The organism is Bacteroides sp. AF25-38AC (assembly GCF_003602995.1).
Classification (GTDB): domain Bacteria; phylum Bacteroidota; class Bacteroidia; order Bacteroidales; family Bacteroidaceae; genus Bacteroides; species Bacteroides uniformis.
The window spans coordinates 1-16093 of the sequence record NZ_QTMD01000007.1 but is presented as its reverse complement, the minus strand read 5'-3'; the positions used below and the strand labels follow the sequence as shown (position 1 = coordinate 16093).

Genomic DNA, 16093 nt, shown 5'->3' with positions numbered 1-16093 from the left:
AAAGAAATGAACGACGAAAACAAATTGATTATTTATCAAGTGTTCACCCGACTATTCGGAAACAACAATAACCACTGCATCAATAATGGCAGCATCACTGAAAATGGATGCGGCAAGATGGCCGACTTTACAGCCAAGGCGTTGGGAGAAATCAAGAAGCTTGGCGCTACACATATCTGGTACACGGGCATCATCGAGCATGCTACGCAAACTGACTACCGCCGTCACAATATCCAACCCGACCATCCGGCCATAGTGAAAGGTAAAGCCGGATCTCCCTATGCCATCAAGGACTACTATGATGTCGACCCGGATCTCGCCAAGGACGTACCGGAGCGTATGAAAGAGTTTGAGAATCTGGTGCAGCGCACTCACCGTAGCGGTCTGAAGGTTATCATAGATTTTGTTCCCAACCACGTAGCCCGTCAATATCACTCGGATGCCCAGCCGGATGGCACTTCACAACTGGGGTCAAACGATGATACCAATTATGCGTTCAGCCCATATAATAACTTCTATTATATCCCGAAATCGGAACTGCATGGCCAATTTGACATGAAAGGTGCAGCCGCCGAACCTTATAGGGAGTTTCCGGCAAAAGCTACCGGAAACAACCGTTTTGATGCTTATCCAAACATCACCGATTGGTACGAAACTATAAAGTTGAATTATGGAGTGGATTACCAGAACGGCGGGACTTGCCATTTCGACCCCATTCCCGACACATGGACCAAGATGCTGGATATCATGCTGTTCTGGGCGGGAAAGAACATAGACGGTTTCCGTTGCGATATGGCCGAGATGGTTCCCGTAGAGTTCTGGGAATGGGCAATTCCGCAGGTCAAGGAACAATATCCCTCCCTGCTGTTTATAGCCGAAGTCTACAACCCGGGAGAATACAAGAATTACTTGTTCCGTGGCAAGTTTGATTATTTATACGACAAAGTAGGACTTTATGATACCTTGCGGGCTGTTACTTGCGGGTATGAATCGGCAACTGCCATCACCCGTTCCTGGCAAAGTCTGGGAGGTATAGAAAAACGCATGCTGAACTTTCTGGAAAACCATGACGAGCAACGTATCGCTTCCGACTTTTTTGCCAGTAACCCACGCAAGGCGATTCCGGCACTCATTGTGTCAGCTTGCATGAACACCAATCCGATGATGATTTATTTCGGTCAGGAGTTTGGTGAGCTGGGCATGGATAGTGAAGGTTTCAGCGGCCGGGACGGACGTACAACCATCTTTGACTATTGGAGTGTAGATACTATCCGCCGTTGGCGCAATGGCGGCAAGTTCGACGGCAAGATGCTGACGGAGGACCAGAAACACCTATACAGCATTTATAAACGGCTACTGACTCTTTGCAATGAAGAAAAGGCCATCTCTCAGGGGGCTTTCTTCGATTTGATGTATGCCAATGTCAACGGATGGCGCTTTAATGAACATAAGCAATATACATTCCTGCGCAAATTTGAGAGAGACCTGCTGCTGTTCGTCGTGAACTTCGACCATATCTCGGCAGACCTTGCCATAAATATTCCTTCTCATGCTTTTGACTTCCTGCAAATACCGCAGATGGACCAGTACAAAGCTACGGAGCTGCTCAGCGGAAAAGAAGAAAACATAAGTCTGCTTCCCTATAAGGCTACTAATGTGGCCGTCGAAGGATATGGAGGAAAGATACTTAAGATAAAGCTATAACGGAATCACAACTCTGGTGATTTATTAGATTTGGCACTGATTATGCAGAACAACACGGATTTCTTAATCGCTTCGTGGTTTTCCGCATAATCAGTGCCAAGTCTTTATTTGTTCTCTTCCATATATTCCTTCAGCCGATATAGCCGCGTGATGGCAGGATTATAAAAATCATCAGGATAATGTGCATCTATGTCACTCAGGTTAGCTTGCACAAAACGTTTCACATCCACTATGTTCTCAGCATCAGACAATGTTACACTTTGAGGGAAAGATGTGCTCTTTGCCCAAGCTATCAGCGCTTTAACGCTATCTTCATCAAATTTATATTCGGCCATATTCTACATATTTTCTTGCAAAGATAGTGCAAACCGGATGCAGAATAAAATGACCCACCCATTTTTTTATGCTAAAGTTATCCTCATCTGCATGAACAAAATTCCAATTTGTTGTGTTATATAAATGTGTTTTTCATAGTATTAGATATAAGATTAATTAAAAGAGACGTACCCGCTTGTGATAAGTAAGTACATCAAAAACAGAAGCGTCTGTTTGATTGATAAATGTGTAAGGAGCATCGGTTTACCAGAGCCGATGCTTTTTTTTACCCTTCTTTGTAGCATGTTAGAAATATTATCCGTAAATTTGGCAGATAATAAGGAAAGAATATGATATGAATATCCCTGTTATATTTCAATTTTTGAAAGAACTGTCTGCAAACAACAATCGTGAATGGTTCAATTCTCACCGGGAACAGTATGAAGTCGCCCGCAGCGAGTTTGAAAACTTGCTTACAGTAATTATCTCCCGTATCTCTTTATTTGATGAAAGCATCCGTGGTATAGAAGCAAAGGACTGTACATACCGTATTTATCGTGATACACGCTTTTCCGAAGATAAAACTCCCTACAAGACACATCTGGGAGGATATATCAATGCGAAAGGAAAGAAATCCGACCATTGTGGCTATTACGTGCATCTGGAACCGGGAAACTGCTTGTTGGCCGGTGGAAGTTATTGTCCTCCCCCGCCCTTGTTAAGAGCTCTGCGACAAGCGGTACACGACAATATAGATGAATTTCGCAGTATAGTGGAAGATCCTGCTTTCAAGCAATACTTTCCCGTCATCGGAGAGAATTTTCTAAAAACAGCTCCAAAAGGATTTCCAAAGGACTATCCCTATCTGAAATACCTTCAGTGTAAAGAGTATACGGTTGCCTGCTGCCAGCCGGACAGCTTCTTTCTTGCTCCAGACTTTTTGGATCGTACAGACGACATCTTCAAGCAGATGAAGCGTTTTTCTGATTTTGTGAATTACACCATAGACGACTTTGAATAATTTACCTATATAACTAACTTAAAACATTTGAATTATGGTTATAGACAGACTTGAAAACATAGAAAAATATACTTTGCTGCATCCTCTGTTTGAGCAGGCCATTGATTTTTTAAAATCACATGACTTGCACTCTTTGGAAATCGGCAAGACCGAACTGAAAGGAAAGGACTTGCTGGTCAACGTGGCGCAGACAAACCCAAAAGAAAAAGAAAATGCCAAACTGGAAACCCATAAAGACTATATTGACATTCAAATACCCTTGTCCGGTACGGAGATAATGGGTTATACCGCCGCCCAAGACTGCCTTCCGGTTGATGCTCCTTACAATGCGGAAAAAGACATCACTTTTTTTGAAGGACTGGCGGAGGACTATATTGCAGTGAAGCCCGGAATGTTTGCTATCTTTTTCCCTCAGGACGGGCATGCTCCGGGTATTACCCCTGACGGTGTAAAAAAAATAATTGTGAAAGTTAAAGCGTAAATTTATCAAATATCCAAAACTCATCCTCTTTATGGAAACATTGAATTTAATCAAGAATGACCCATGGCTGGAACCTTTTGCCGATGCCATCAACGGACGTCATCAACATGCCATAGACAAAGAATCGGAATTGACCAACAAAGGAAAACTAACCTTGTCTGATTTTGCATCCGGATACCTCTATTTCGGCCTGCATCGTACTGACGATGGTTGGGTTTTCCGTGAATGGGCGCCTAACGCAACCCAAATCTTTATGGTCGGAACTTTTAACGATTGGAAAGAAGAAAAAAAATATAGCTTGAAGCGTAAAGCAAACGGTAATTGGGAAATCAAGCTTCCTGCTGATGCCGTGAAACACGGTGACTTGTACAAGCTGATGGTACATTGGGACGGTGGTTGCGGTGAACGCATTCCTGCATGGGCTACACGTGTCGTACAAGACGAACAGACTAAAATATTCAGTGCCCAGGTTTGGGCTCCGGAGAAACCCTATAAAATGAAAAAGCGGGTTTTCAAGCCATCTACAGATCCTTTATTGATATATGAATGCCATATCGGTATGTCTCAGCAGGAGGAAAAGGTCGGTAGCTATAAGGAATTTCAGGAAAAGATTCTTCCACGTATCGCCCAAGAAGGCTACAACTGCATACAGATTATGGCTATCCAGGAACATCCCTATTATGGTAGCTTCGGATACCATGTTTCCAGTTTCTTTGCCGCTTCTTCCCGTTTTGGTACTCCGGAAGAACTGAAGGAGTTGATTGATACAGCCCATAGTATGGGGATTGCCGTTATCATGGATATTGTCCATTCACACGCTGTGAAGAATGAAGTGGAAGGCTTGGGTAACTTTGCCGGTGATCCTAATCAATATTTCTATCCCGGTGGACGTCGGGAACATCCAGCTTGGGATTCACTTTGCTTTGATTACGGCAAGAACGAAGTTATTCACTTCCTGCTGTCTAACTGTAAATTCTGGCTGGAAGAATATCATTTCGACGGCTTCCGCTTTGACGGAGTAACCTCCATGTTATATTATAGTCATGGTTTGGGAGAAGCATTCTGTAATTATGGAGATTACTTCAACGGACATCAAGACGACAATGCCATTTGTTATCTGACACTTGCCAACCGGCTTATCCATCAGGTCAATGCCAAAGCCATCACCATTGCCGAAGAAGTATCGGGAATGCCCGGACTGGCGGCAAAATATGAAGATGGCGGCTACGGATTTGATTACCGTATGGCCATGAATATTCCCGATTATTGGATTAAGACAATCAAGGAGAAAATAGATGAAGACTGGAAGCCATCCAGCATGTTCTGGGAAGTGACCAACCGCCGCAAAGATGAAAAGACCATCTCCTATGCGGAAAGCCATGACCAAGCTTTGGTGGGCGATAAAACCATCATTTTCCGCTTGATTGATGCGGATATGTACTGGCACATGCAGAAAGGAGACGAGAACTATACCGTAAATCGAGGCATTTCTCTCCATAAAATGATACGTTTACTGACTGCGACTACTATCAATGGCGGTTATCTTAACTTTATGGGCAATGAATTCGGACATCCGGAATGGATTGATTTCCCCCGTGAAGGTAACGGTTGGTCTTGTAAATATGCCCGCCGTCAATGGGATTTGGTGGACAACAAGAATCTGGCATATCATTATATGGGTGACTTTGATGCTGCCATGTTGGGAGTTGTAAAAAGCATAAAGAACTTCCAGGCTACTCCGGTCCAAGAAATATGGCATAATGACGGTGACCAGGTATTGGCCTATATGCGCAAGGACTTGATTTTTGTATTCAACTTCAACCCTAAGCAGTCTTTTACTGATTACGGTTTCTTGGTTCCTGCCGGAACTTATGAAGTTATTTTGAATACAGATAATCCAGATTATGGCGGTAATGGTTTGACGGATGATACCATCAAACATTTTACCATTCACGATCCGCTTTATAAAAAAGACAAGAAGGAGTGGCTGAAGCTTTACATACCGGCACGTACAGCTGTTGTACTGAAAAGAACTAAATAATCATTTCATAACATTAAAAAAGAGGCAGATATCAATTCAGATATCTGCCTCTTTTTTATATAGGAGAGTCTTTTATTTCAATTGACTGTCGATGAAGTTCAACATCGTTTTTGCATTATCCATCATCTTCTTTTGAGCTGGTTTGTCTGCAGAGAGCAATGGAATAAGTTTATCCAAATATTCTTTGGCTTCCTTGAATTCAACTTTTGCTTTTTCTACATCTGTTTTCATGGTATTGGCACCCTTACTATAATACAAAGAACCCAGACTGTTAAGTGCATTTACATTATCTGCTTGGATAGCTATGGCTTGTTTAAATGCTTCTTCGGCTGCATCCATCTTTTTGGCTTTCTGCGCCATGATACCTTGATTTACGTAATAAGTGGCATACAATTTAGTCAATGTCTTATTACCGGGATTTGCTTCCAGCCCTTCCTTTAAAGTGGCAACATACTCATCATTTTTCTTCAAATCTTTCAAAGCACCGGCTTTACCTATATAAGCATTTGCCAGGTTATACTTTTTCTGTACAGCAATATCAAAATACTTCAAAGCTTCGGCAGGTTTCTTTATCTTATCGGCACAAACGCCACAGTTATATGCAATTACGGAATCTTGGTTGTTTGTTTGTGTCAGATAAGTACTAAATTTTGTGTAAGCTTCCTGGTAATTTTTAGCTTCAAGAGCAGCCTTACCATCGTTGACCAACTGGGCAGGGTCAGCATTCTGCGCAAAGAAATTCGTAGCTGCACAACATAGTGCAATAGATAAGATTAATTTTTTCATATGCTTTAATTCATTTAAAAGTTGATTCTCAAAGTTAGTTTACAATGGTATAGAAGCAAAACCTTTTTACTTTTTTTGAGGTTTTTAGCATAGTCGTAACAAGTGTTATTTTACGTAAAAGCAAATATCCGGATATGTGTGTTGGGCTTTGTCACATATGTTACACTTATACTTAGAATATCATATTATCTTTGCCACAAAAAAAGATTATGGAACAATTACATGCACATGAAGTCCTTCACATGATGGAAGGTAATAGTTATACTGAGTTATCATTGAGAGAAGCCATTATCCAAAAATTCGGCGAGCAGCAGCGTTTTTTCACCTGCTCTGCCAACAATATGGATGTAGATACCCTGATAGAATTTCTTAAAAGAAAAGGAAAATTTATACCCGCCAATGGTGGATTTACAGTGGACATGACTAAAGTTTGCAATCACTGATGAGGAATATTAATTCCTTCTTCTGTTAAATTGAATATTATTTATGTTAATAGTTAACGGAAATAATATTCTACTAAACCATGTTATAATATCCGCTGATTACCCGCTAAAATTTGGATATCTCCTGCAAGTACGTATCTTTGTACTGTGTTTTTCATAGTATTAGATTTAAGGTTAATAAAAAAGATTGGCTGTCTGGGATAGATAGCCTTTTTTTATGTCTAAATGTCATCTTTCCCCTTTTTAGTTATAGTTTTATTCTATCTTTGTAGGTCAGATAATCCACGCAGCATTAATAGAATAAACTGAATATGGGAAAACGCTTTATTTTTATCTTGATGGCATGCTCATTATTGAGTATAGCTACTGTTGTGCATGCACAGCATATTGACAAGCAAACATATATTTTTGCCATCAAAAAGGTTGATACTCTGAAACTGGACAAGTATGTAATGATTGATCAAATACAAGGGACACAATCAAAGCCCGTCATTCTTTTTGCATTTGGGGGAGGTTTCAAAGGCGGGAGAAGAGATAATCCCGATTACATTTCTTATTTTCATTTTTTGGCACGAGCCGGCTATGTGGTAGTATCAACAGATTACCGTACCCAATTAAAGGATATAGATAAATCGGAGTATTCGGACTTGCAAGGATTCTCTTCTGCCCTGCAACAAGCAATCACTTGTGCTGTAGAAGATTTTGGTGATGCTACAAATTATATAATTGAGCATAGTGTAGAATGGCAAATAAATCCTGCACAAATTATAGCTTGCGGTTCAAGTGCAGGTGCGATAACTGCCCTTCAAGCAGAGTATGAGATTTGCAATCAAACGGCTTTTGCGGACAGATTACCTGCCAATTTCAATTATGCAGGGGTCATTTCCTTTTCTGGAGCAATCTGTGCCAATGGTATTCCAAAATGGATAATGTCCCCTTGTCCTCTTATGTTGTTCCATGGTGATGCCGACAGCACGGTTCCTTTTACTAAGGCAGTAGTAGAAGAGGAAATGGGGCTATGGGGCTCAAACTTTATCTGTATGCAACTGAAAGAAAAAGAGACAGCATACTATTTCTATATAGCGGAAGGTATAGGACATTCCCTATCCTATTCTCCTATGAAGGATAATCGTCATGACATCCTGAGCTTCCTAAACCGGTTGGTACTTGGTAAAGAAAAACGTTGCATTACGACTGTAGAGAAGAATCCGGAAATATCTAGATATAAGAGTGATTTTACAATAGAAGATTATATCCGTGAAAATATGCGTTAATTCCTATCTTTATATCCTTTCCAGAGTTTTTGTTTCTCCACCAATCAATTATCTTTGCACATTATTATTCTATAAAAACAAATCTTTAATTCTATAAATTATGTTGGTACGTATTATCAGTATGGTCATAGCCGGAGTTATTATAGTATATCTAGTCCGTTGGATTGATAATTTTTTCTCCAGGTATCGCAAATAAATCTTGCCTGCAATGTAAACCAAATACTCCAATTTGTTTCCCATTACAACCTATGCTGACAAAATGCGGACATTTTCTAATTCTAAAACAAGAAAACCGCAAAAGCTTTTTATTAGCCATTTGCGGTTTTTTCCTTGTGATTCCGTTGCGATTCGGAATATAAAATACTATAAAACCAATACATATAACATAATATTAAAAATCAGAGTAATATAAAAATATTATATTGCATACCATTGCATTATGTTGTGCAATATTTGAACTGAGTTGTGCAATTTATGTATATTTGCACAACCGATATAACAGAGAATATATGACTACAGTAAAAGCATTTATAAGAACTGGGAAGAAGGATAAAGAGGTAAATGTCAGATTTCGATTATCTGATGGACGCAATGTACAGTTATTCCACAAATCAGATATTATGGTCTCTCCTACTCTTTGGGATGCCAAGACTGAAAAATATAAGGCTAAAAGTATTATAAAGTTAGACATAAGAACATCATTTAACACATCTATTGAAGAACGGAAGAATCTAATTTTATCCATTTATGGGAGCAACAAAGAATTAACCAGTGAAAAACTGGAAATCTTAATAGACCAGCACTTACATCCTGAAAAATATAACATCAGCAGTGAAGAGGAATCCATGTGTAGTATGTTCCAACGCTATGTTGACGGATGGCTAAATGCAGGTGTAATAGGTCCCGGCAGAAAGAAACATTACGATGTAGTGATAAGGGAACTGACTCGATTCCTCATTATCAATGGCATTGACGGGTTGCCGGTCAATGAATTCAATAAGGAACATATTCTAAATTTTCGTGATTTTCTACGCAAAGAATACACTCTGGTTGAAAAATTTCCAGAACTGTACGCAGAAATGAATAAGCGGAATATACCATCAAAGGAAAGAAGCCAGAATACAATTGCTGAGAAACTATTATTATTACAAGCATTTATGGTGGAGCTTGAAAGTAATGATGTTATTCCCGTATCTCCTTTCCGCAAGATAGGAAAAGAAAAAGAGTCCATTATGAAGCAACAATATGACGAGCCTTTCTTTCTCACCAAAACAGAATTCAATGAAGTTGTCCACAAAGAATGTCCCGAAACATTGCAGCGAGTAAAAGATGTATTCGTTGTTCAATGTTGTTTCGGTTGCCGTATAGGTGATTTCAGACGATTCACTTTTGATAATATCAGCATTGAAGAAGGAATACCTTACATTCATTATTTACCTCAAAAAACACACAAGGATGGACTTATACGCACTGAGATAAAAACTCCCATCATTCGTATTGCTTATGATATTATTATGAAGTATAAAGGTAGGCTACCAAGCAATGCTTTGTTACCCTATTATCCTGATGGCAATGGTGAAACCGGGTACAATTATCAAATAAAAAAACTACTTGAATACTGTGAGATTAGCCGGAAAGTGGCAATGTTTAGTGCGGCATTGGGAACAAATGAATACAAATCCATATATGAGATTGCAAGCAGTAAACTTGCCCGTAAAACTCATGTAGATTTAATGAATAAAGTTCAGATAGATAAATACGCAGCAGGACTTCATGCAAAAGGCAGTGGAGCCGTAGACAGATATACTGGATTAGGTATAAAAGAACGTTTTATTTTAATGTGTGCGGCTTTTGGCTGTAACCAGTATGAAGTTGACAATGATTTATCTGTAATGGAATAGGCTCACTTAGTATCTCATATTGATACTCTGTTATTTGACACCATCCCCGTAGTTGAGCAGCTACGGGGATTTTTTACTGAAAAAGAAGCGATTCATTCAACTGTCCTTTCCACAATCTCCATCACTACATGGCTTGACTCCAACCAGAGCCAATACCACAGCCAAAGCATAATCCCACCCAACCAAACAAAAGCCACATCAATATAGTACAAATTTAATATCCTGCTAACCAATACACATAAGAGTTCTCCGCAAAGCACATAGGCAGCAACCATAGTAACAAGCTGGTCATTGGCAACAGTTATCAAAACCAGAATGCCTATAACGGGAAGAAGGGAAATACAATCAATTAGAAGTTGTTGTTTGTCATTCATAATACAATAGGGATTAGAATACAAATATAAACATTATTTTGTATAAAACAACCCTCTATAATAGGAATTTCTGACAAAAAAGAAACGAACTATTATTACAATATAAACAAAAAGAGCGACTATTCAGCCGCCCCTTTCGCATTAACGAGATAGACATAAAAGTATCTCAAATCATCTCTGTAGATGGATGCCGAACCACTACAGAGTTTCCATTCATTCTACAGTTTCTCCTTTTTCATTCAGAAGTACCGTCACTTCTTCAGTGGATTGATTTTCCTTGGTGATGGTCAACACAACCTTATAAATCTTACCGGTTTCTTTCTCGGAAATGAAAGCCTCCTTTATTACAGCCCCCTCATAGTCCTTAGCCAAGACATTCATAACTGCCTGAGGCAAGTCTTTTACTTCCACTTTTGTGAACTCATCCTGAGGATTTTGCTGAGTTTGCTCTACAGACTGTGTTCCAGAAACCACGTAAGCAAATGCTACTGAACTGCCTAATCCCATAACCATTGCTAATGCTACCAATACTTTTTTCATAATCGTAAGTTTTAAGTAAATAAATATAGTTTTTGTATTAACTATAGGACAAACGATATGCCATGATGTACATCAGTACATAATACATTATACATCAGCATATTATAAAAACAAGAAGGAATAATTATGTGTGGAAATATGTGGAACTGAGTACCACACATGGGGAATAATTACACAATATGGATTACTTAATTCCTGGGAAATGGAACAAGGCAGCTGAATAAGCTGCCCCTTCTATAAAACAGTCAACAAACAGACATTCACTAATCAAATGACATAAACATAAGCATAAATAACCCGGCTAAAGCCATAGCAAATGCAATTACCATATAAATTACTTTTTTCATAACTAATAATTTGGTTAAACACATATTTCCATCGCACGTTCAACAACGTACTCTTATCTCCGACAAAACCTCAGCCGCATAAAAGCTGAGGTCCAGCATGTTCCTTTCAATATCTACAATCAATTAGAGCACACAATGTTGGAACATTCTGTAAATCCAGTATAAAGAAACTGCAATGGCTGAAAGAAGGACTATACTAACACTATACACCGGATTCTACTATAAAGACAAATGTGTTTCTGAAATTCCCTACGTGATTTGAGGGAATTTTTATAAAAGAAAAGGCACGCAAACGAAAAAGCCCCGACATGTCATATACAAGGTATGAATTGTTACTGAAATATGAACAAAGGAAAAGGCAACTTATTGGGCTACCTTTCCTTTTATATAATCTATTCCCTCATTCCCCATACCTTTTTTCCAGATATTATATGTAATATATGATAAATAATCACAGTTTTCATTTATAATATTTTTATCAATACTGAACTCATTACATCTTAAAGCCTCACTGGATTTGCAATGCCTTTCAATACCTTTTTTCTTATACAAACAACATATCCTCTCGCTCGTATAATAATTCGTTTTATAATATTTACATAAGAAACAATTTCTCACATTTTCATAATTTTTATAGGCAATTACCCAACCAAAAGTCAAAGGATCTATAGTACGATTAGTATAATAATCGAATGTAATCTCAAATATAGCAGATGAATATCGATGGGTATATTCATTACAACTAATACGCTTATATAAACCTTTCATTGATTCTAATAATACGAATTTATTGAGTTGCATCCCACATGTTCTAGTAATCCCATCTTTACGCCTAAAATTATAAAACATTGTTGTTTCATCTTCTGAAATTATTCCATTTCTTATAATATCGTCTAATTCATATTCGGAGCTTAGAGCAACTTCAATAATACGCATCCCAGATTCTATCTTCTCCTTCTCACATTGATGTGAAACTAAAATCTCAATAAAAATAGGCTCATGTCTATTTTCAGAATCAGAAAGAAGTAAATCAGCCCGGAAACCTTTATATGTTTTTTCTCGAGTGATTACATTGTAATAATTCTTTAAGTTAAAAGATCGGCTCGATTTTTTCTCACAATAAGAAGTATAGTCATCATGATTCCATAGACAATGTTCAAAATTAGAGCATCTATCTTTTGTTCTAAAAGAGATATTTAATGCACTATCTGAATTAAACCACTCTTCAATTCTTTTCTTGGCAAGAGCATGAAGATAAGTTTCGTAGCTACAGTTTTGCGGTCTTATCTTATGAGCATAATGCTTTACTTTAATAGAACCTTCTTTTACAACCATTTCTCCTTTGCAATGAGGACATCGATATTCTATTCCTTTCTGAGCATTTCCAATACCAATGCAATTTTCATTCTTATCAAGAGCATACGTATATTTGAGTTCTGCCATATTAAAGAATCATGCTTTATTCAACAAAAGTCATATTCATTTTTATCTTTGAAAAATGGAATTATCAGTCGTCTGCACGTTGGCTAATAAGAATTCTTCTAAAGCGGCACATTCAAAAGCCGAATCAAATGGAACCGCAATAGCTGCAATATATTTAGGTGACGTGCTCCAATAAGGGCTTCTAACCCGGCATTTCCCTTCACCATCATAACAAAAATAACTTCCAAGCCTTCTGCCAATGGCAACGGATGATTTACCTATATATAGCACATTGTCCTTATCGTCCATAATCAAATAGACTCCAGGCCTATCGGCATATGGGTAGCATTGGGGCCAGCAGTTTTCCATATTCTCTTTCCCAGGAAACAAATCATACTTGTTACTAACTGAAAAACGTGTAAGACTTGGGTGACGATACTTCTCTTCGTATAATCTCACTAATTTTAAAACCTCATCTAATTTTGCCATTCTTGGTTACTCTGTTTTTTAAATCATCGAATCCCTTTTGCCAAAAACACATATCTACAACTTTCATTGATGGATAGTGGTAGTGAAGTTTTTCAGAAATATATCTTTGGCATTGCTGTATTGTATCTTTATTGCTCTGAGAACAATCAATTATCCGCTTTAATAATTCTTCGTCAAACTGCTTGCCTTGACAATGAAATGCCCGCTTAAACAAGTCATCCAATGCAGGAACACAGCCAATGGTTCCCAACATGATTTTAGTAATCAGAGTATCTGTCGCAGCAAGGTTTAAGGATGAAGTCTTATTTTCCGGTTTATAATATGTGATTTTACTGTAGTAATCTTTGAGCGCATTGTACAACTTCATTATTTGAGAAACATCATCCATTGTAAACCATTCTTTTCGTAGGGAATGAAATTTCCTTATTATGTTTACGGCATCCATATGAATCGTATAATCTTTCCAAAGTATTCCACAACTACCTCTATACATTCCCCAACTCGCTAAATAAAAAGCAAGGTGAAGAGATAAATAGTCTACTGAATCTAAATTACCGAATGCCGTATAGCAATATTCCCATGATTTAAAGCGATGATTTGAGTCTTGAACCATATTACTCAAATATTTTTCAACGCTACTTTTTTCTATGTCTAAAATAGGAAATGTCATTTCTATATAGTTAATTGTTTGACTCAATAAATTCCTTCAACCGATACAATCTATCAATGGCCGGATTGTAGAAAGCATCCGGATAGTGCTGCTTAATATCGCAGATATTCGCATTAACATACATAGAGGTGTCAAAAATATGTTCTGCCTCACTTAGCATCACCTCCTTGGGTAACTGGGTTGTTTGTGCCCATTCGATTATTGCCTTGACGGATTCCTCGTCATAGGAATATTTACTTTCTTCTGCCATAATTGCTATTTATGTTTTTATGAATTAGCCTGCACAAATATAGATAATTGAAGCCAATTACAAATGATATAGAAGCCGAAGTTATAGGAAATATTGAGGCTTTGCATTAATTTTGTCACTACTTATAATTTTTTACACCATATGAGCCCAAAGAATGTATATGAATTAATCCAGGAAAGACTGGAAGTGATTTTTAAAGAGTTCGACAATATATACATTTCCTTTTCAGGTGGAAAGGATAGCGGAGTGTTGCTGAACCTATGTCTGGACTATATGCGTAGGAACCGGCTGAAGCGCAGGATTGGAGTGTTCCACATGGACTATGAGATACAGTACAGTATGACCATTGACTATGTGGACCGGGTATTGGAGGCAAACAAGGACATGCTGGACGTGTACCGTGTCTGCGTGCCTTTCCGTGTAACGACCTGTACCTCCATGTACCAGAACTACTGGCGTCCCTGGGACGAAGCAAAAAAGGAAGCATGGGTCAGAGAAATGCCGGAGGGCGCAATGACTGTAGACGATTTCCCTTTCTATAACCGCAGGATGTGGGACTATGAATTTCAGACAGAGTTTTCCCGTTGGCTCCATCAACGGAAAGCTGCACGGCGTACCTGCTGTCTGGTGGGCATACGTACCCAAGAAAGCTACAACCGTTGGCGCACAATCTATCGAGGTGTGAAAGAGCAATATAAGGATTACCAATGGAGCACGAAAATCGGTGAGGGTGTGTATAACCTATACCCACTGTTCGACTGGAAAACGGAGGATATATGGATTGCCAACGGCAAATTCCGATGGGATTACAATAAACTATACGACCTCTACTACCAAGCCGGGGTAAGCCTTGACCGGCAACGGGTGGCAAGTCCATTCATCAGTGAGGCCATTGAGAGCCTTGCCTTGTATAAAGTCATTGACCCCAATACTTGGGGACGGATGATAGGACGTGTAAACGGAGTCGGCTTTGCCGGACTTTACGGCAATACCCGTGCGGCAGGAAGGAGAGCGATACGTCTGCCGGATGGATATACCTGGAAGTCATTCATGGAATTCCTGCTTTCGACCCTGCCGGAACATACCAGGAGAAGATACCAGGCCAAGCTGGAAACCAGTATCAAATTTTGGAAGGAAAAGGGTGGAGTTCTCAGTGATGAAGTCATACAGAAGCTGAAAGACCGCAATATCCCCATCCAGGTAGGTGACAGCACCAACTATAGGACAGACAAGAAACCAGTACGAATGGACTACCTGGATGACATTGACATAGAAGAGTTCCGAGAAATTCCCACCTATAAGCGTATGTGTATATGTATCCTGCGTAACGACCATACCTGCAAGTATATGGGGTTCGCCCTAACCAAGGAGGAGAATGAAATGAAGAGCAATGCCTTGAAAAAATACAAGGATATTTTATAAATACTGCATTGTACAGTAAACATATAAAACTGCCCCGACTTTCGCAAGCCAGAGCAGTCCAATTTATAAATTTAAAGTCTTATGATGAAGATTGTCTGTTGCGCCAATGTTTTACTATCAGCATAACGACAATCAAAACGGTTACACAAACACAAGCAAAACCAATTTGTTTAAGCAAGGTGGATTCTTTTTTTTCTTTTATAGTTTCTGACCGTTTTTCCTCACGGGTATTGGAAATGGTTCTTTTATCAGCCTTGACACTCGTAGTATCGGCTACTACCGTCTGTCTATCCTCCTTCTTATTGAAATCACCTTCTACATGACCGTCAGCCAATAACGGAGATTTCCCGGTCAGGCTGTCGGGCGGTTTTCTTGTATCATAGATACGGAAATCAATCACATAGTTACCATTAGCGGTAATGAGTTCGCTCAAAGAGGTACTTGCCCCATGTACGATATCGACCGATTCACTCGTGCTGTCCTTTCTGATTACTTCTGCATCGGACTTGACAGTTTTATGAGAGCTGCCACATGATAACAATAGGAACAGACACATGTGGAAAATCCAGTGTAAGCTGCCCCCTAAAACCAAGCGATTCTGCCCCCTTGTGCT

The 16093-nt window shown here is 39.0% G+C and carries 17 protein-coding genes; 8 read left to right on the top strand and 9 right to left on the bottom strand.

Features of this window, described 5'->3' with window-relative positions:
• Window positions 1–6: 6 nt before the first annotated feature.
• On the top strand, window positions 7–1704 hold the full coding sequence (locus DWY55_RS06425) for an alpha-amylase family protein (protein WP_008664621.1): 1698 nt from the start codon (window positions 7–9) through the stop codon (window positions 1702–1704).
• Between the two features lie 104 nt (window positions 1705–1808).
• Here DWY55_RS06425 and DWY55_RS06420 read toward each other — a convergent pair whose 3' ends face one another.
• On the bottom strand, window positions 1809–2039 hold the full coding sequence (locus DWY55_RS06420; RefSeq protein WP_009038443.1) for a DUF6965 family protein: 231 nt from the start codon (window positions 2037–2039) through the stop codon (window positions 1809–1811).
• A gap of 335 nt (window positions 2040–2374) precedes the next feature.
• Here DWY55_RS06420 and DWY55_RS06415 point away from each other — a divergent pair, with 335 nt between their 5' ends.
• The 3 genes from DWY55_RS06415 to DWY55_RS06405 are packed head-to-tail and all read left to right on the top strand — an operon-like array spanning window position 2375 to window position 5562.
• Window positions 2375–3040 (top strand): DUF2461 domain-containing protein, encoded by a 666-nt coding sequence (locus DWY55_RS06415; protein ID WP_008664625.1) that lies wholly within the window; start codon window positions 2375–2377, stop codon window positions 3038–3040.
• A 34-nt stretch (window positions 3041–3074) separates the two neighbouring features.
• Window positions 3075–3521, top strand: coding sequence for a YhcH/YjgK/YiaL family protein (locus DWY55_RS06410; RefSeq protein ID WP_005825575.1), 447 nt, complete (start codon window positions 3075–3077; stop codon window positions 3519–3521).
• A 31-nt stretch (window positions 3522–3552) separates the two neighbouring features.
• Complete coding sequence (locus DWY55_RS06405) at window positions 3553–5562, top strand: alpha amylase C-terminal domain-containing protein (protein WP_035448488.1); 2010 nt, start codon at window positions 3553–3555, stop codon at window positions 5560–5562.
• A 72-nt stretch (window positions 5563–5634) separates the two neighbouring features.
• Here DWY55_RS06405 and DWY55_RS06400 read toward each other — a convergent pair whose 3' ends face one another.
• Window positions 5635–6348, bottom strand: coding sequence for a hypothetical protein (locus tag DWY55_RS06400; RefSeq protein WP_008664631.1), 714 nt, complete (start codon window positions 6346–6348; stop codon window positions 5635–5637).
• A gap of 209 nt (window positions 6349–6557) precedes the next feature.
• On the opposite strand from DWY55_RS06400, the gene DWY55_RS06395 reads away from it, so the two are divergent.
• From DWY55_RS06395 to DWY55_RS06385, 3 genes are all read left to right on the top strand, one after another.
• The gene (locus tag DWY55_RS06395; protein ID WP_005825578.1) at window positions 6558–6791 is read left to right on the top strand and encodes a YecH family metal-binding protein; all 234 of its coding nucleotides are present in this window, start codon (window positions 6558–6560) and stop codon (window positions 6789–6791) included.
• A gap of 311 nt (window positions 6792–7102) precedes the next feature.
• Entirely contained in the window at window positions 7103–8065 is a 963-nt protein-coding gene (locus DWY55_RS06390) for an alpha/beta hydrolase family protein (protein WP_008664634.1), read from the top strand.
• Window positions 8066–8574: 509 nt separating this feature from the next.
• Window positions 8575–9966, top strand: a complete 1392-nt coding sequence (locus tag DWY55_RS06385; protein WP_120178042.1) for an integrase — start codon at window positions 8575–8577, stop codon at window positions 9964–9966.
• Window positions 9967–10058: 92 nt separating this feature from the next.
• On the opposite strand, the gene DWY55_RS06380 is transcribed toward DWY55_RS06385, so the two are convergent.
• The 6 genes from DWY55_RS06380 to DWY55_RS06355 all read right to left on the bottom strand — a co-directional run bounded on the left by DWY55_RS06380 (window position 10059) and on the right by DWY55_RS06355 (window position 14058).
• Window positions 10059–10340, bottom strand: coding sequence for a hypothetical protein (locus DWY55_RS06380; protein ID WP_005837084.1), 282 nt, complete (start codon window positions 10338–10340; stop codon window positions 10059–10061).
• Between the two features lie 213 nt (window positions 10341–10553).
• Window positions 10554–10880 carry a hypothetical protein gene (locus DWY55_RS06375; protein WP_008664637.1) on the bottom strand — a complete coding sequence of 109 codons (327 nt, stop codon included), beginning with the start codon at window positions 10878–10880 and terminating at the stop codon, window positions 10554–10556.
• 710 nt (window positions 10881–11590) lie between these two features.
• Window positions 11591–12670 carry a competence protein CoiA family protein gene (locus tag DWY55_RS06370; protein ID WP_117720826.1) on the bottom strand — a complete coding sequence of 360 codons (1080 nt, stop codon included), beginning with the start codon at window positions 12668–12670 and terminating at the stop codon, window positions 11591–11593.
• Between the two features lie 42 nt (window positions 12671–12712).
• The gene (locus DWY55_RS06365) at window positions 12713–13138 is read right to left on the bottom strand and encodes a GIY-YIG nuclease family protein (protein WP_117720827.1); all 426 of its coding nucleotides are present in this window, start codon (window positions 13136–13138) and stop codon (window positions 12713–12715) included.
• Window positions 13122–13808, bottom strand: coding sequence for a hypothetical protein (locus DWY55_RS06360; protein WP_117720828.1), 687 nt, complete (start codon window positions 13806–13808; stop codon window positions 13122–13124). The genes DWY55_RS06365 and DWY55_RS06360 overlap by 17 nt, the downstream gene beginning before the upstream one ends.
• A gap of 10 nt (window positions 13809–13818) precedes the next feature.
• Window positions 13819–14058, bottom strand: a complete 240-nt coding sequence (locus DWY55_RS06355) for a DUF6965 family protein (protein ID WP_117958694.1) — start codon at window positions 14056–14058, stop codon at window positions 13819–13821.
• 141 nt (window positions 14059–14199) lie between these two features.
• On the opposite strand from DWY55_RS06355, the gene DWY55_RS06350 reads away from it, so the two are divergent.
• Window positions 14200–15480, top strand: a complete 1281-nt coding sequence (locus DWY55_RS06350) for a DUF3440 domain-containing protein (protein ID WP_117958695.1) — start codon at window positions 14200–14202, stop codon at window positions 15478–15480.
• Window positions 15481–15559: 79 nt separating this feature from the next.
• On the opposite strand, the gene DWY55_RS22180 is transcribed toward DWY55_RS06350, so the two are convergent.
• The gene (locus tag DWY55_RS22180; protein ID WP_120178045.1) at window positions 15560–16036 is read right to left on the bottom strand and encodes a hypothetical protein; all 477 of its coding nucleotides are present in this window, start codon (window positions 16034–16036) and stop codon (window positions 15560–15562) included.
• Window positions 16037–16093 lie beyond the last annotated feature (57 nt).

What these genes read in the sequence shown, in the direction of transcription:
- DWY55_RS06400 (WP_008664631.1), bottom strand. Translation starts at nt 6,348, where the DNA reads ATGAAAAAATTAATCTTATCTATTGCACTATGTTGTGCAGCTACGAAT.
- DWY55_RS06410 (WP_005825575.1), top strand. Translation starts at nt 3,075, where the DNA reads ATGGTTATAGACAGACTTGAAAACATAGAAAAATATACTTTGCTGCAT.
- DWY55_RS06370 (WP_117720826.1), bottom strand. Translation starts at nt 12,670, where the DNA reads ATGGCAGAACTCAAATATACGTATGCTCTTGATAAGAATGAAAATTGC.
- DWY55_RS06385 (WP_120178042.1), top strand. Translation starts at nt 8,575, where the DNA reads ATGACTACAGTAAAAGCATTTATAAGAACTGGGAAGAAGGATAAAGAG.
- DWY55_RS06365 (WP_117720827.1), bottom strand. Translation starts at nt 13,138, where the DNA reads ATGGCAAAATTAGATGAGGTTTTAAAATTAGTGAGATTATACGAAGAG.
- DWY55_RS22180 (WP_120178045.1), bottom strand. Translation starts at nt 16,036, where the DNA reads ATGTGTCTGTTCCTATTGTTATCATGTGGCAGCTCTCATAAAACTGTC.
- DWY55_RS06360 (WP_117720828.1), bottom strand. Translation starts at nt 13,808, where the DNA reads ATGACATTTCCTATTTTAGACATAGAAAAAAGTAGCGTTGAAAAATAT.
- DWY55_RS06355 (WP_117958694.1), bottom strand. Translation starts at nt 14,058, where the DNA reads ATGGCAGAAGAAAGTAAATATTCCTATGACGAGGAATCCGTCAAGGCA.
- DWY55_RS06415 (WP_008664625.1), top strand. Translation starts at nt 2,375, where the DNA reads ATGAATATCCCTGTTATATTTCAATTTTTGAAAGAACTGTCTGCAAAC.
- DWY55_RS06405 (WP_035448488.1), top strand. Translation starts at nt 3,553, where the DNA reads ATGGAAACATTGAATTTAATCAAGAATGACCCATGGCTGGAACCTTTT.
- DWY55_RS06350 (WP_117958695.1), top strand. Translation starts at nt 14,200, where the DNA reads ATGAGCCCAAAGAATGTATATGAATTAATCCAGGAAAGACTGGAAGTG.
- DWY55_RS06420 (WP_009038443.1), bottom strand. Translation starts at nt 2,039, where the DNA reads ATGGCCGAATATAAATTTGATGAAGATAGCGTTAAAGCGCTGATAGCT.
- DWY55_RS06390 (WP_008664634.1), top strand. Translation starts at nt 7,103, where the DNA reads ATGGGAAAACGCTTTATTTTTATCTTGATGGCATGCTCATTATTGAGT.
- DWY55_RS06395 (WP_005825578.1), top strand. Translation starts at nt 6,558, where the DNA reads ATGGAACAATTACATGCACATGAAGTCCTTCACATGATGGAAGGTAAT.
- DWY55_RS06380 (WP_005837084.1), bottom strand. Translation starts at nt 10,340, where the DNA reads ATGAATGACAAACAACAACTTCTAATTGATTGTATTTCCCTTCTTCCC.
- DWY55_RS06375 (WP_008664637.1), bottom strand. Translation starts at nt 10,880, where the DNA reads ATGAAAAAAGTATTGGTAGCATTAGCAATGGTTATGGGATTAGGCAGT.
- DWY55_RS06425 (WP_008664621.1), top strand. Translation starts at nt 7, where the DNA reads ATGAACGACGAAAACAAATTGATTATTTATCAAGTGTTCACCCGACTA.